The 14,833-nt window shown below is 71.6% G+C and carries 14 protein-coding genes; 6 read left to right on the top strand and 8 right to left on the bottom strand.

What is annotated here, in order from left to right; translation table 11 throughout:
- Window positions 1–49 precede the first annotated feature (49 nt).
- Entirely contained in the window at window positions 50–883 is an 834-nt protein-coding gene (locus ACQEVZ_RS11690; protein WP_344504339.1) for an NAD-dependent epimerase/dehydratase family protein, read from the top strand.
- Here ACQEVZ_RS11690 and ACQEVZ_RS11685 read toward each other — a convergent pair.
- From ACQEVZ_RS11685 to ACQEVZ_RS11670, 4 genes are read right to left on the bottom strand one after another with little or no spacing between them, the layout of a single operon-like run.
- On the bottom strand, window positions 880–1,233 hold the full coding sequence (locus ACQEVZ_RS11685) for a VOC family protein (protein ID WP_433365215.1): 354 nt from the start codon (window positions 1,231–1,233) through the stop codon (window positions 880–882). The two genes, ACQEVZ_RS11690 and ACQEVZ_RS11685, sit on opposite strands and share 4 nt — an antisense overlap.
- Before the next feature lie 27 nt (window positions 1,234–1,260).
- A complete protein-coding gene (locus ACQEVZ_RS11680; protein ID WP_433365212.1) occupies window positions 1,261–1,794 on the bottom strand; it encodes a hypothetical protein in 534 nt (177 codons plus the stop codon).
- A 30-nt stretch (window positions 1,795–1,824) separates the two neighbouring features.
- Window positions 1,825–3,465, bottom strand: coding sequence for a glucose-6-phosphate isomerase (gene pgi, locus ACQEVZ_RS11675; RefSeq protein WP_433365209.1), 1,641 nt, complete (start codon window positions 3,463–3,465; stop codon window positions 1,825–1,827).
- Between the two features lie 28 nt (window positions 3,466–3,493).
- On the bottom strand, window positions 3,494–4,456 hold the full coding sequence (locus ACQEVZ_RS11670) for a sulfite exporter TauE/SafE family protein (RefSeq protein ID WP_433365206.1): 963 nt from the start codon (window positions 4,454–4,456) through the stop codon (window positions 3,494–3,496).
- 84 nt (window positions 4,457–4,540) lie between these two features.
- On the opposite strand from ACQEVZ_RS11670, the gene ACQEVZ_RS11665 reads away from it, so the two are divergent.
- The 4 genes from ACQEVZ_RS11665 to ACQEVZ_RS11650 all read left to right on the top strand — a co-directional run bounded on the left by ACQEVZ_RS11665 (window position 4,541) and on the right by ACQEVZ_RS11650 (window position 10,457).
- Window positions 4,541–5,089: a hypothetical protein gene (locus tag ACQEVZ_RS11665; RefSeq protein ID WP_433365203.1), complete on the top strand. Its 549-nt coding sequence runs from the start codon at window positions 4,541–4,543 to the stop codon at window positions 5,087–5,089.
- Window positions 5,086–5,574, top strand: a complete 489-nt coding sequence (locus ACQEVZ_RS11660; protein ID WP_354898610.1) for a hypothetical protein — start codon at window positions 5,086–5,088, stop codon at window positions 5,572–5,574. Before ACQEVZ_RS11665 ends, ACQEVZ_RS11660 begins: the two co-directional genes overlap by 4 nt.
- Window positions 5,575–5,826: 252 nt before the next feature.
- Window positions 5,827–7,947 (top strand): DNA gyrase/topoisomerase IV subunit B, encoded by a 2,121-nt coding sequence (locus tag ACQEVZ_RS11655; protein ID WP_433365199.1) that lies wholly within the window; start codon window positions 5,827–5,829, stop codon window positions 7,945–7,947.
- Between the two features lie 23 nt (window positions 7,948–7,970).
- Complete coding sequence (locus tag ACQEVZ_RS11650) at window positions 7,971–10,457, top strand: DNA gyrase/topoisomerase IV subunit A (RefSeq protein WP_433365196.1); 2,487 nt, start codon at window positions 7,971–7,973, stop codon at window positions 10,455–10,457.
- 661 nt (window positions 10,458–11,118) lie between these two features.
- Here ACQEVZ_RS11650 and ACQEVZ_RS11645 read toward each other — a convergent pair.
- The 4 genes from ACQEVZ_RS11645 to ACQEVZ_RS11630 all read right to left on the bottom strand — a co-directional run bounded on the left by ACQEVZ_RS11645 (window position 11,119) and on the right by ACQEVZ_RS11630 (window position 13,931).
- The gene (locus ACQEVZ_RS11645; RefSeq protein ID WP_433365193.1) at window positions 11,119–11,511 is read right to left on the bottom strand and encodes a hypothetical protein; all 393 of its coding nucleotides are present in this window, start codon (window positions 11,509–11,511) and stop codon (window positions 11,119–11,121) included.
- A 206-nt stretch (window positions 11,512–11,717) separates the two neighbouring features.
- Complete coding sequence (locus tag ACQEVZ_RS11640; RefSeq protein ID WP_433365190.1) at window positions 11,718–12,269, bottom strand: hypothetical protein; 552 nt, start codon at window positions 12,267–12,269, stop codon at window positions 11,718–11,720.
- Window positions 12,270–12,313: 44 nt separating this feature from the next.
- A complete protein-coding gene (locus ACQEVZ_RS11635) occupies window positions 12,314–13,369 on the bottom strand; it encodes a magnesium and cobalt transport protein CorA (protein WP_433365187.1) in 1,056 nt (351 codons plus the stop codon).
- Window positions 13,370–13,481: 112 nt separating this feature from the next.
- On the bottom strand, window positions 13,482–13,931 hold the full coding sequence (locus ACQEVZ_RS11630; RefSeq protein WP_433365184.1) for a hypothetical protein: 450 nt from the start codon (window positions 13,929–13,931) through the stop codon (window positions 13,482–13,484).
- 68 nt (window positions 13,932–13,999) lie between these two features.
- Here ACQEVZ_RS11630 and ACQEVZ_RS11625 point away from each other — a divergent pair, with 68 nt between their 5' ends.
- Window positions 14,000–14,707 carry an HAD family hydrolase gene (locus ACQEVZ_RS11625; RefSeq protein WP_433365181.1) on the top strand — a complete coding sequence of 236 codons (708 nt, stop codon included), beginning with the start codon at window positions 14,000–14,002 and terminating at the stop codon, window positions 14,705–14,707.
- Window positions 14,708–14,833 lie beyond the last annotated feature (126 nt).

Raw genomic sequence — 14,833 nt, 5'->3', positions numbered from 1 at the left:
GGCTGCGTCACGCTGCGCCGGAGGTCGTGACGCTCCTAGGCTCGGTGGCATGAACATCGCATTGACCGGTGGGACCGGGTACATCGGATCCGTGGTGCTGGAGCAGCTCGTCGCGGCGGGGCACGCCGTCACGGCCCTGGTGCGCAGCGACGAGGCGGCCGAGAAGGTCCGCAAGGCCGGGGCGGAGGCCGCCGTCGGGGACCTGTACGACACCGCGTGGACGGCGCGGCTGTTCGCGGCCGCCGACGCCGTGGTGCACACCGCGGCGCCCGGCGACGGCAGCAGCGAGCAGTTCGACCGGGCGGTCGTCGCGGCGGCGGTCGAGGCGCTCGGCGGGACCGGGAAGCCCTACGTGCACACCAGCGGCGTCTGGCTGTACGGCAGCAACGCCGACATCACCGAGGACTCGCCGCTCGCGCCGCCGGCGCTGACCGCGTGGCGGCCCGCGGTGGAGCGGTCGGTGCTCGACGCGGACCTGGTGGCCACGATCGTCACGCCCGGCGTCGTGTACGGCCACGGCGGCGGCATCCCCGCCGGCGTGCTCACGCCCGCCGACGGCAAGGTCCGGCTGGTCGGCGACGGCTCGCAGCACTGGACGACGGTGCACGTCGAGGACGTGGCCGCGCTGTACGTCACCGTCGTCGAGCGCGGCGAGCGTCTCGGGCACGTGCTCGGGGTGTCCGGCGCCGGCCCGACCGTCCGCGAGATCGCCGAGGCCACCGGCGCCGAGGTCGTGCCGGAGACCGTCGAGGAGTCCCGGGCCAGGCTCGGCGCCCTCTTCGCCGACGCGCTGCTGCTGGACCAGCGGGCCACCGGCGCGAAGGCCCGTTCGCTCGGCTGGTCGCCGACCCGCCCGACCCTGCTGGAGGAGATCAGAGGTTAGGCGACGCAGGACTCGTTGCCCTCCGGGTCGAGCATGACGATGTGGCCGAGCCGGTCGCCGTAGCGCTCCTCGCGCACCAGCGTGGCGCCCGCGGCGACCAGCTCGGCGGCCTTGTCGCGGATCGCCGCCGGGCCGGCCACCCGGATGTCGATGTGCACCCGGTTCTTCGCGGTCTTCCCCTCCGGCACGCGCAGGAAGCCGATCGCGGGGCCGGCACCGGCGGGGTCGACGATCGAGGCGCCGTCGGGCTCGTCGTAGCCGGGCTCCGGCACGTAGCCGAGCGCCGCCGCCCAGAACGCGGCGAGGGCGTGCGGGTCCGACGCGTCACAGCCCAGGGTCCAGTGGGTCATGCGGCCACGGTACCGACGAAGCCGGCGCTAACGGCGATGGCGGGGCGGGACGCCGAAGAGGGGCATCCGCCACAGCGGCAGGTCGGTGAACGACTGGCCCGACAGGGTCAGCATGCGGCGCAGGCTGAGCCGGATCAGGTGGTGCGCGACGTAGAGCAGCCACGCTGCCAGCGGCAGCTCGACCAGCAGCGCGGTGCCGAGGCTGACCCAGCGGTCGGGGCCCGCCGCCGTCATCAGGTCGAACCACGCGTCGCACACCAGCAGGGTCGCGCTGACGACCGCGGTCAGCAGGAGGACCTGGCGGCGCCGCGCCGCCGCCCACGCGGTGGCGGCGAGGGCGGCGGCGAGCACCAGGTCGAAGCCGACCCACGTGGCGCGCCAGTGGCCGGCGAGGTACCGCGGCGGCAACGTCCACGCGAGCACCGCCACCCACGGGATCAGGAACAGGGCGGCGGTGACGACCACGACGACGAACCGGCGCCGGGTCCGCTCACCCGCACGCGGTGCGGGGATGAGGACGGCCAGGCGCCGGGCCAGGTCGGCCCGCTCGGACGGGGACATCCGAGCGAGCTCGTCGTCGGTGATCGGCACTCAGCGGCCGCGCTGCGCCCGGTAACGGTTGACCAGGGCGGCGGTCGAGGAGTCCAGCGCGGACGTGTCGCCGGCCCCGGCGGTGAGCGCCGGCTCGATCCGCTTGGCGAGGACCTTGCCGAGCTCCACGCCCCACTGGTCGAACGAGTCGATGTCCCAGATCGCGCCCTGGACGAAGACCTTGTGCTCGTAGAGGGCGATGAGCTGCCCGAGCACCGACGGGGTGAGCTTGTCGGCGAGGATCGTCGTGGTGGGGCGGTCACCGCGGAACGTGCGGTGCGGCACCTCCTCGGCGGGCACGCCCTCGGCCGCGACCTCCTCCGACGTCTTGCCGAAGGCGAGAGCCTGCCCCTGCGCGAACAGGTTGGCCATCAGCAGGTCGTGCTGGTCGGCGAAGACGCCGAGGCCGGGCGCGGGCTGGGCGAAGCCGATGAGGTCGGCCGGGACGAGCATCGTGCCCTGGTGGATCAGCTGGTAGTAGGCGTGCTGGCCGTTGGTGCCCGGGGTGCCCCAGACGACCGGGCCGGTCTGCCAGTCGACCGGGCGGCCGTCGTGGTCGACGTACTTGCCGTTGGACTCCATGTCCAGCTGCTGCAGGTACGCGGTGAACCGGGACAGGTAGTGGCTGTAGGGGAGCACCGCGTGCGTCTGGGCGTCGTGGAAGTTGCGGTACCAGATGCCGAGCAGCCCGAGCAGCAGCGGCGCGTTCTGCTCCGGCGGCGCGGTCCGGAAGTGCTCGTCCATCGCGTGGAACCCGTCGAGCATCTCCCGGAAGCCGTCCGGCCCGAGCGCGATCATCAGCGAGAGGCCGATCGCGCTGTCGTACGAGTAACGCCCGCCGACCCAGTCCCAGAACTCGAACATGTTGGTCGTGTCGATGCCGAACTTCGCGACCTCGCCGGCGTTGGTCGACACGGCGACGAAGTGCTTCGCGACCGCGGCGTCGTCGCCGAACGCGTCGAGGATCCACTGGCGGGCGGCGGTCGCGTTGGTGATCGTCTCGATCGTCGTGAACGTCTTCGACGACACGATGAACAGCGTCGTCGCCGGGTCCGCGGCCCGGACCGCCTCGTAGAGGTCGGCGCCGTCGACGTTGGAGACGAAGTGCATCTCCAGCCCCCGGTCGGTGTAGCCGCGCAGCACCTCGTAGGCCATCGCGGGGCCGAGGTCGGAGCCGCCGATGCCGATGTTGACGATGGTGGTGATCCGCTCGCCGGTGAAGCCGGTCCACTCGCCGGAGCGGATCCGGTCGGCGAACGCGGCCATCCGGTCCAGCACGGCGTGCACCTTCGGCACGACGTTCTCGCCGTCGACCTCGACGACCGCGTCGCGCGGCGCGCGGAGCGCGGTGTGCAGCACCGCCCGGTGCTCGGTGAAGTTGATCTTGTCGCCGTGGAACATGGCGTCGCGCAGCTGGGCGACCCCGCGCGCGGCGGCGAGGTCGCGCAGCAGGCCGAGGGTCTCGCCGGTGACCAGGTGCTTGCCGTAGTCGAGGTAGAGGTCGCCGACCTGCAGGGAGTACTTCGTCCCGCGCTCCGGGTCTTCGGCGAACAGGTCCCGCAGGTGCACCTCACCAAGCTCGGCGCGGTGTTTCGCCAGCGCGGCCCATTCGGGCAGTTGGTTGAGTCGGCCCTGAGACATCAAGCACTCCTTCAGCGAGGTCACACTCTCACAGGGATTGTGCCCCTTTCGGGTGCGTCTCGTCCTCCGTGCGCCGATCTTGCGGTTGGTCCCGCCCGCTGACCAGCGCCTCCTCCGGTGCGCCGGCGGCCGCCCGTACATCTGCCGCAATCGCCTGACGTCGGCGCAGGCCCAGCACGACGGCCCCGGCGGTCGCCACCGCGACCACGATGCCGACCGTGGCCGTCGGCACCTCGAACAGTTTCAGCGCGCTCGCGATGAGCACGATGACCAGCGCGGCGCGGACCACGCCGGCGGGCGCCCGGGACGACAGGCGGGCGCCGATGAGCACGCCGGGGATCGAGCCGATGAGGACCGCGGCGGCCAGGTCGAGCTTCAGGTCGCCGAAGATCGCGTGGCCGAGGGCGGCCGCGGCGACGAGGGGGATGGCCTGGACGAGGTCGGTGCCGACCAGGTCGTTCGGGCGCAGCATGGGGTACAGGGCGAGCAGGATGACGATGATCAGCGAGCCTGAGCCGACGGAGGTCATCCCGACCACCAGCCCGCCGACGGCGCCGAGCAGGGCCGTGGGGACCGGCTTGACCTTCAGCGGCACATCCGACTTTTCGCTTTTTCCGCTTTTGTACGACTTAAGGAGCAGTCCGACGACGGCCAGCAGGAGCGCGATGCCGAGCGCGACGCGGACGATGTCCTGGACCTGCTCGCCGTCGCCCAGCGCGCGCATGAGGAGGACCCCGGCGAACGCCGACGGCACGCTGCCCAGGCACAGCCAGCGCACGAGCGACCAGTTGACGGTGCCGCGGCGGGCGTGCACCCAGCCGCCGAACGGCTTCATCACCGCGCTCGCGGCCAGGTCGCTGGAGACCGCGGCCAGGGGAGGGATGCCGAAGAACAGCACCAGGATGGGGGTCATCAGCGCGCCGCCGCCCATGCCGGTCAGTCCGACGACGATGCCGACGCCGAGCCCCGCCAGGGCCATCACAGGATCCACCGGCGAATTGTGCACTATCTCGGTCGTCTTTGTCGGTACGAAACGGGGCTGCGGCGGCGGATGTCACGTCGATAGCGTGTGGCGATGCAGGTTGGCACCCAGGTCCGGCTGGTGTTCTGGTCGGTGGCGGCGGCCGCGGCGCTGCTCGCCGTCGATGCCGCCGTCACGGCGGTCGTGACGCGCGACCTCGCCGCGCTCGACACCGTGCTCATGTCGCCCCGGTCACTGCAGCAGGTCGAGGCCGACTACCACAACAACCTGGCGGTCGCCTCGGTCGGCGCGGTCGTCCTGGGCGCGCTGCTGTTCTTCGTGCGGTGGCGCACCCCCAAGATCAGGGCCATCCTGTGGGTCGCCGGCCCGCTGCTGGCCCTCGCTCTGCTGTGCGGGCTGGTCGGCGGCCCCGAGTGGGCGGTCGCCCCGACTGGTGAGGAGCCGGAGCTGCTGCGCCAGGAGTACGCCCGCGCCGTGCCGGAGTGGTACCTGTGGGTGCACGGCGTGGCCGGCCTCATCGCGGCCGGCCTGCTGTTCTTCGTCGCCGGCTTCCTGGTCCGCACCGACCTGCGCGAGTACTACCTGGAAGGCCAGGGCACGGGGGACAGCTACCGCTCCTGGATCGACCGGACCTCGGCGTGAAGCGGATCCCGGGCGACCTGTCGTTCGTCGTGCGGCGCGGCACCGGGCGGTGGACCGTGCTGATCGGCGGCATCTCCGCGGCGGCCTGGGTCCTGCTGATGATCCTGGTGTCGGCCGGCCTGCTGGCTGGTGACTCGCCCGACCGGACCAACGGCGACGCCGTCGCGGTCGTGGCCATCGGGCTGTGCGCCCTGGTGGTCCTCGGCGCGCTGGCCGTCGCCGCCGTGCGGATCGCGGTGTCCGGCGGTCCGGTGCTCGCGCTCGACTCCGTCGGCCTGTGGGTCCGCAACTCGCGCGGGCCCTGGGGCACCCCGGTCTGGGTACCGTGGGCGGGGGTCTCGCAGCTGACCCGGGCCCGCCGGCTGACCGTCCTCACCACCGACGGGGTCCGCTATTCCGTGCCGCTGCGGTTCAACGACCGGACCCCGGCGGAGATCGTCGGCGCGGTCGGCCGGTTCAGCGGGCGGCCGGTCCTGGAGGCGTGACCCGCGTCCCTGGACTGCGTCCCGGGGGTGGTCGTGCTTCACTGAACGGGACGCGGGGCCACCTCGCCGTCCCCGCATGAACCCCGCGACCGTCCGGCCGGCCCGGCGTCGTGTCGTGCTTCTGCGGTCGGCCGTTTGCCGTGGTGTCGTCGTCGCTGGTTTCGTTTTCCGTGGTGTGGTCGTCTTTTCCGTGGTGTCGTCGTCGCTGGTTGCGGCGCGTCGGGCGCCACATCCGGCGAGGGTGCCACGGAAATGTCAGACCCTGCGGCTACGCTCGCGGGCAGCAGCGCACCAGGATCATTGGAGAGCATCGAGTTGACCGCACAACCCGAGACCTTGTACGGGGCTGACGACCTCACGCTCCTCGAAGGGCTGGACGCTGTCCGCAAGCGGCCCGGCATGTACATCGGCTCGACCGACAGCCGCGGCGTCGCTCACCTGTTCAACGAGATCGTCGACAACTCCACCGACGAGGGCATCGCCGGCCACGCGACCCGCGTCGAGGTGACCCTGCACGCCGACGGTTCCGTCCAGGTCGACGACGACGGCCGCGGCATCCCCGTCGGCGTCCACGCGAAGTCGGGCATGTCCGGCGTGGAGCTCGTGCTGACCCGGCTGCACGCCGGCGGCAAGTTCGGCGGCTCCGGCTACAAGACCTCCGGCGGCCTGCACGGCGTCGGCGCCTCCGCGGTCAACGCGCTGTCCCACCGGTTCGACGTCACCGTGCGCCACACCGGCAAGGTCCACCACATGGCCTTCCAGCACGGCGTCCCCGGCGACTTCGACGGCGCCGGCCCGGGCGCGGCGTTCACCCGCCGCTCTGGGCTCAATGTCACGGGGCGGATGAAGCGGGGCCAGTCCACCGGCACCTCGATCCGCTACTGGCACGACTCGCGCTACTTCGAGACCGGCGCCGCGCTCGACGTCGAGGCGGTCCGCGCCAAGCTGCGCAACACGGCCTTCCTCGTCCCCGGCGTGACCTATGTGCTCAAGGACGCCACCGGCGGGCAGATCTCGACGGAGACGTACCACTACCCCAACGGGCTCGCCGACATGGTGGAGTTCCTCGCGCCGTCCGGCGACCGCGCCGTGTGCGGGCTGCTGCACATCACCGGCGAGGGCACCTACAAGGAGAATGCCGCCGACGAGAACGGCGTCATGAAGGCCAATGTCGAGCGCCGCGCCGAGGTCGAGATCGCGCTGCGCTGGGGCACCGGCTATGAGCGGGTCGTGGAGTCGTTCACCAACACGATCCGCAACGTGCACGGCGGCACGCACCGGCGCGGCTTCGAGCGCGGCGCGTTGCGGGCGCTCGGCGACGCGATCCGCAACACCCGCGGCCTGCTGCGGCCGAAGGAGGACCTGCCGACCCTCGACGATGTGCTCGAAGGCATGACGGCGATCATCCACGTGCGGATCCCCGAGCCGCAGTTCACGTCGCAGACCAAGGACGAGCTGTCCACCGCGCCGGTGACCCGGGTCGTGCAGGGGATCGTCGAGCAGCACATCAAGGCGTGGGTCGAGGCGCGCAAGACCAAGGTCGAGGCCCGCACCGTCCTGCAGAAGATCGTCGACGCGGCGCGGGTCCGCCTGACCCAGAAGCAGCAGAAGGACGCCGCCCGGCGCAAGACCGCCCTGGAAGGCGCGTCGATGCCGGCGAAGCTCGTCGACTGCCGCTCCACCGGCGTGCAGCGCAGCGAGCTGTTCATCGTCGAGGGCGACAGCGCCCTCGGCACCGCGCGCATGGCCCGCTCCTCGGAGTATCAGGCGCTGCTGCCGATCCGCGGCAAGATCCTCAACGTGCAGAAGGCCAACATCCAGCAGGTCCTGGACAATGCCGAGTGCTCCGCGATCGTGCAGGTCCTCGGCGCCGGCTCCGGCCGCACGTTCGACCTGGAGTCGATGCGCTACGGGCGAATTCTGATCATGGCCGACGCCGACGTCGACGGCTCGCACATCCGCACCCTGCTCATCACGCTGTTCGCCAAGTACATGCGGCCCGCCATCGCCGACGGCCGGCTCTACGCCGCCGTCCCGCCCCTGCACAAGATCGTCACGAAGGGGCGCAACTCGGAGACGATCTACACGTACACGCAGCAGGAGATGGTCAGCACGGTCAGCCGCCTCGAGAAGGCCGGCAAGCAGGTCGTCACGCCGATCCCGCGGTTCAAGGGTCTCGGCGAGATGGACGCCGACGAGCTGTGGGACACCACGATGAACCCGGCGACCAGGGCCGTGCGGCGCATCACCCTCGACGACATCGAGAAGGCCGAGGAGGTCCTCGAGCTGCTCATGGGTGAGCGGGTCGAGCCCCGGCGAAACTGGCTGATCGACGCCGCGCCGCGGGTCGACCAAGAGAACATCGACGCCTGAGTCAGGAAGGGTAGTCCGGCGACATGGCACGCAAGGCCAAACCAATGAAGGCCGACCTGTCCGCCTTCGACCAGGCGGGCGCGCGGGTGCTCAACAACCCGCTCATCACCGAGGTCGAGGACTCCTACCTGGAGTATGCGTATTCGGTCATCCACTCCCGCGCGCTGCCCGACGCGCGCGACGGCCTCAAGCCGGTGCACCGCCGCATCCTGTTCTCGATGCAGGAGCAGGGGCACCGCCCCGACCGCGGCCACGTCAAGTCGTCCCGCGTCGTCGGTGACGTCATGGGTAAGTACCACCCGCACGGCGACAGCGCGATCTACGACGCGATGGTCCGCATGGCGCAGGACTTCTCGCTCAACGTGCCGCTGATCGACGGCCACGGCAACTTCGGATCCCCCGACGACGGTCCGGCCGCCTCCCGGTACACCGAGGCGAGGATGTCGCGCGAGGCGATGCTGCTCGTCGGCGAGCTCGACGAGGGCACCGTCGACTTCCGGCCCAACTACGACGGCTCCCTCGACGAGCCCTCGGTGCTGCCCGCCGCGTTCCCCAACCTGCTGGTCAACGGCTCCTCGGGCATCGCGGTCGGCATGGCCACCAACATGATCCCGCACAACCTCGGTGAGGTCGTCGCCGCGGCCCGCTGGCTGATCAACCACCCGACCGCCACGCTCGACAAGCTCATGGAGTTCGTCCCCGGCCCCGACCTGCCGACCGGCGGGCTGCTGCTCGGCCTCGACGAGGTCCGCCGCGCCTACGAGACCGGCCGCGGCGTCGTGCGCATGCGCGGCCGGATCGAGATCGGCCTGCTCGAAGGCAGTCGCGGCCGGCAGGCCATCACCGTCACCGAGCTGCCTTACGGCATCGGCGCCGAGAAGGTCATCGAGAAGATCACCGACGAGGTCAACAAGACCAAGCGCCTGCAGGGCATCGCCGACGTCAAGGACCTCACCGACCGGGAGAACGGCACCCGCCTCGTCATCGAGTGCAAGGTCGGCGTCAACCCGCAGGCGCTGCTCGCCGACCTGTACCGGCTGACCCCGCTGGAGCAGTCCTTCGGCGTCAACAACCTCGTCCTCGTCGACGGCCAGCCGCAGACCCTCGGCCTCAAGCCGCTGCTGGAGGTCTTCCTCGCGCACCGCTACGAGGTCGTGACCCGGCGCACCGAGTTCCGCCGCAAGAAGCGCCAGGACCGGCTGCACCTCGTCGACGGCCTGCTCATCGCGTTGCTGGACATCGACCGGGTCGTCGCCCTCATCCGCGCCAGCGAGAACGCGGCCGCCGCCAAGGCGTCGCTCATGAGCGAGTTCGGCCTCACCGACATCCAGGCCACCTACATCCTCGACACGCCGCTGCGCCGCCTCACCCGCTACGACCGCATCGAGCTGGAGGCCGAGCAGGCCCGGCTCAACGAGGAGATCGCCGCGCTCAGCCAGATCCTCGACGACGAGAAGGTCCTGAAGAAGGTCGTCTCCGACGAGCTGGCCGCCGTCGTCAAGGAGTTCGCCCAGCCGCGCCGCACCACGCTCATCGACGGCGACCTCAAGGAGGTCCTCGCCGCGTCCATCCCCGCCGGCCCCCTCGAGGTGTCCGACGACCCGTGCCAGGTCCTGCTGTCCACGACCGGCCTGGTCGCCCGCACCGCCGCCGAGTCGGAGGAGGCCCCCGAGGGCAGCCGCAAGGCCGGCCGCGACAAGCACGACACCGTCCGCGCCGTCGTGCACACCACCGCCCGCGGCCAGGTGCTGCTCGTGACCAGCCTCGGCCGGGCGTTCAAGGTCGACGTCCTGCCCCTGCCCGTCCTGCCCGAGCAGCCCGGCACCGTCTCCCTGCGCGGCGGCATGTCCACCGCCGAGCTCGTCTCCCTCCAGCCCGGCGAGACGGTCGTCGCCCTCGCCCCGCTCGGCGGCCCCGGCGCCGAGGGCTCACCCGGCCTCGCCCTCGGCACCCGCAACGGCATGGTGAAGATCTGCGCCCCCGAGTGGCCCGTCCGCGCCGACGAGTTCGAGGTCATCGGCCTCCGCGACGGCGACGAGGTCGTCGGCGCCACCTGGCTCACCGACGGCGCCGAGACCCTCGCGTTCGTCACCTCCGACGCGTCGCTGCTCCGCTTCCCGGCCAAGCTCGTCCGCCCACAGGGCCTGAAGGGCGGCGGCATGGCCGGCATCGCCCTGTCCGAAGGCGCCCAGGTCCTCTACTTCGGCGCCGTCAACACCCAGGACCCCCAGCACGGCGAGCCCATGGTTGTCACCGCCACCATCGGCAACGCCAAGATGACCCCGCTGCGCCTCTACCCGGCGAAGGGCCGCGCCACCGGCGGCGTGCGCGCCCAGCGCTTCCTGAAGGGCGAGAGCCGCCTGGTGCTCGCCTGGGTCGGCCCGCGCCCGGCCGCCTCCTCCACCAAGGGCGAGCCCCGCGACCTGCCCGCCCCCGACCAGCGCCGCGACGGCTCAGGCGCCCAGCTCCGAGCCCCCGAAATCGTCGGCCACCTGGTCGAACGCGGCTGACCCCTCACTCGCACCCACCAACCTGCCCACCGGCCCGATCCCGCAACCCGCTCCAGTCCCCGCCGGCGCTGCCCACCCCAGCGCCGGCGCCCTGACCCACCGCCGCGTGCTGCCTCCTAAGGGCCTGCGCGCAGCACCGGTGCGCTCACCCGACGCAACAGCACCTGCACCCAGCGCCGGGTGTGGGTTCACCAGCGCCAACGGCGGTGCCTCCTCGGCCTCGGCAAGGGCACCCGGCGCGCCGCGGTGCTGCCCCCCTCAGCGTTGACATGCTCGCCCGACGCGGCACCAACAGCACCCAAGGCCGCAACCTGGGACGTTGAGGTCACCCTCGACGTCCCAGGTTGTCGGGCGCTGGGAGTCGGGCGTGAGTGTCTCTGGCCGCCGGGCCTGGGCGCCAGGTTCGCAAAGGTGCATTGTCGTGGCGGTTGATCCAAGTCGTGGGGTGGTCGTTCCCGCGGCCGGTGCTGTCCTTTGATCACAGGCGCCGCCGTGTTGCTGCGTCGCCGCGGCAGGGCGCGGGTGTGAGTGTTGCCAGCTGCCGGGTTCGTGAGGCTGCTTCTCATGCCGGGCTTGATCCAAGGACCGGGGTGGCTGTCGGCACGACCCGGTCCGTCCTTCGATCATTCGTGTCGTTGGGGGTGCTGGGTGTCTGGTGGGGTCAGGGCTGGTAGGTGAGGTCCAGGGTGTCCGTGTGGGCCGGCCAGGTGAGGGTGAGATGCCAGCAGCCGGGTTGGGGGAGGTCGATGACCGACGGGCCGGGGCCGCCGGGGACGGTGCGCCGGACCACGTCTTGAGTGCCGGTGCGGGTGGCGTCGATCTGGAGGTCGCCGGGTGGGGTGGGGTCCTTGGCGACCCAGAGGATCTTGTTGGAGGAGCCGGCGGGTCTGGTGACGGCGAGCGGGTGGCCGAACATCGCGGCGACGATGGTGCCGTGGTCGCTCAGGACGTGCGGCATGCTCGAGTCGCCGGTGAAGCCGGCGCGGGCCCATTCGGGCAGCGGGCCGGTGTCGACCGGGGAGCCGCATCCTGAGCGGGCGGGGGTGGCAGGCACGGTCTGAGTCGGTGTGCTCAGAGACGGTGCGCCTGGAGAGGGTGCGCCCAGTGCGGGGGCGGTCTGGGACGGCGGTTGCGGGCGGTTGGCGGTACAGCCGCCGGACACCACGACGACGGCCGGCAGCAGCACGGCGCACCACGAAGAAAGTCTCACGCGTCCGTGAGTCGCGGCGGCGGCGTGAGGTTCCCGGGCGGGGCGCGAGCCTAGTCGTCGTGGGACTCGGCGAGCTCGGCGAAGGCCTCCTCGACCGGGGCAAGGCGGGTGAGCAGGTCGGCCAGCGGGCGCCGGCCGACGAAGCGGGCGCTGTCGCGGCCGACGGCCAGCAGGGAGATCAGCGCCGACTCGTCGCGGGTCGGGAGGGTGCCGGCGGCGTCCTCCCAGAACAGGACGTGGTCCTCGGTGTCGTCGGTCTTGACGGCGGCCGCCCCGGCCAGCATGAGCAGCAGCTGCTGGGCGGGTGGCTCCCAGAAGCCGGAGTGGCCGACCGTCCACAGGTACGCCTCCAGGGCGCCGTCGTGGTGGCGCAGCACGGTCAGCGTCTGCGGGTCGTCGGCGCGTTCGGCGAGCACGGAGCGAGGGGTCTCGGCGTCGGCGTCGGTGGACCACTGCGGCGTGCGGTCGGACCACCACCAGCCGGCGAACATCGCCGAAGGGTTCTCGATGCGCGAGGCCGGCGGCACCGGCGCGTCCATCCAGGTGTCGAAGCCCTCCCGGGACATGGTGATCCTGGCGGCGGTGATGAAGGTGTACGACACGGCGACGATCTTAGGTCAGCCGGCGAGGAGGATCACCGCCAGCTTCACAGCCAGCCCGAGCGCCGGAACAGGCGGTAGAGGACCACCGACCCGACGGCCATGATCAGCAGGATGAGGTAGAAGCCGTAGTCCCACCGCAGTCCGGGGATGTGTTCGAAGTTCATCCCGTAGATGCCCGCGATCGCGGTCTGCAGCGCGGCGATCGCGGCCCAGGAGGCGATCTTGCGCATGTCGTTGTTCTGGTCCAGGCCGACCTGGGCGAGGCGGGCCTGCAGGATCGAGTCGAGCAGCTCGTTGTCGGAGGCGACCCGGTCGACGACCTGGGTGAGCCGGCCGAGCAGGTCCGCGAAGTACTGCCGTAGCTGCGGCGGCAGCTCCACCACGGCTGGGTCGTTCATCCGGCGCAGCGGCGCCTGCAGCGGCACGACCGCCCGCTTGAACTCGACCAGCTCGCGCTTCAGCTGGTAGATCTGCTGCACGTCGCAGCCGCCGACGCGCAGGAACGCGGTCTGCTCCAGCTGCTCCACGTCCTGCTCCACGCCGGTGGAGACGTCGTGGTAGACCTCGATCATGCGGTCGCACACCGCGTAGGCGACCGCCCACGGACCGTGCCCGAGCATGGCGGGGCGTTGCTCCAGCTGATGGCGGACGTCGGCGAGCGCGCCCGCGCCGCCGTGCCGGACCGACACGACGAAGTGCGGGCCGATGAGCAGGGTCACCGCGCCGGTGTCGACGACCTCGGAGGTGGCGGTGAGCTCGGCGTGCTCGACGTAGCGGGCGGTGCGGATCACCAGCATCGTCACGTCGCCGCGGCGCTCGACGGCGGGCCGGCGCTCCCGTGCGACGGCCTTCTCGGCGGTGTGGTCGTCGATGCCGATCTCCTCGGCGACGGCCGCGAACTGGGCCCACGTCGGCTCGAACAGCCCCAGCCAGACGAACCCGTTGCGCCGCCGGCGGGCCGCCGCGTACGCCTCTCGGAACGTGTGCCCGTCCGGCTGCCGGACGCCGCGGACGTAGAGCGCGCAGTCGACGATCGAGTCCCGCCCGTCGTCGGCGAGCAGGTGCGGCAGTGGCTCGCCGGGCTGCAGGTGGCGCATCATCCGGCCGATCATCCGGCCGACCCGCCGGCCGACTCGTGGACTGGCCCAGCCCTGCTGCACTTCCGACCCCCTTGACGCCGAACGCGGTAGCGCCACGCTACCTCGTTGATCGTCAGCGGGTATCGGCCGTGCGGGGCAGCGGCGAGTCCTCGTCGAGCCGCACGTAGAGCAGCGCGCCGAGCACGAGCAGCGTGCCGGCGAAGACCTCCCAGCCGAGCGCGATCCCGGCGACCGTGACGACCACGCACTGCACGACCAGCGCGACCATCGTCAAGCGGCCGGCGGCCCGGGGTCCGAGACGGCCGGCGGCGCCATGTCCAGGACGACCGGCGGCGCGGCGCCGCAACGCGGCAGCGAGCAGCACCGCGCCGAGCGCGACCAGCAACGCACCCAGGATGACGGCGGCGACCCGGATCCCGACCTGGGCATGGCCTGGATCGGCGCCGTTGAGCGACATCGAGTACGCCCCGATCACCCCACCGACGACGAACAGCGCGGCGCCGACGACCACGCCCTCGACGATGATCCCGACCGCCGCGGCCAGCAGCGCCACCATTCGCATCCGGTCAAGTTACTCCCGGGTAGCCGAGGCTTCAAGACCTGTCGATGAGTCTCGTTAAGGTTGCCCGGATGTACTCGCACATCCTGTTCGACTTCTTCGGCACGCTCGTCGACTACGACGCCGGCCGCACCAGTCAGGGGTACCCGCGCGCACATGCCGAGCTGGGCAGGCTCGGCGCCACGGTCTCCTACGCCGAGTTCCTCCAGGGCTGGGACGGCGCATTCGCGGCGTTCGACCGGGGCAGCGACGCCGATGACCACGAGTTCTCGATGGCGCAGGTCGGCGCCGCCTACCTCACCGAGGTGCTCGGCCGGGTGCCCGCCGTCGGCGAGGTCGACGCGTTCACCCGGGCCTACCTGGCCGAGTGGAGCGCCGGCGTCAGGTATCCCGATGGGGTCGTGCCGCTCGTCCGGTCGTTGTCGCGGGTGTACCGGCTGGCCGTCGTCACCAACACGCGCCAGCCGGACCTGGTGCCGGGCCACCTCGCGGCGATGGGCATCGCCGACCTGATGGACGTGGTGATCACATCGGTGGAGGTCGGCCACCGCAAGCCGCACCCGGCGATCTACACCGCGACCATGGAGGTGCTCGGCATCGAGCCGTCCGCGGCCGTCTTCGTCGGCGACACCCACCTCGCGGACTTCGTGGGGCCCGAGAAGTTCGGCATGACCGCGTTCCTCATCGACCCGGCGCGCCGCGCCGACGTGCCCGAGGCGCGGCGCCTCGCCTCGGTGCTCGACCTGCCGGCGCGGATCTCTCCAGGCGAAGCGGCATAAGCCGGTCGCGTCCGGACCCACCCCGACGAGTGACGGCCGGGCGGTATGAGGGAAGTGATATGGATGGGTCATCCCTAGGCATTGCTATATGTACATACGTGACTACCGTCACGGCACATCCGCTGC

This window comes from Dactylosporangium sp. CA-152071, from assembly GCF_050936335.1.
Classification (GTDB): Bacteria; Actinomycetota; Actinomycetes; order Mycobacteriales; family Micromonosporaceae; genus Dactylosporangium; species Dactylosporangium maewongense.
The sequence above is the reverse complement of the archived record's forward strand: the minus strand, read 5'-3'. Positions and strand labels throughout refer to the sequence as shown.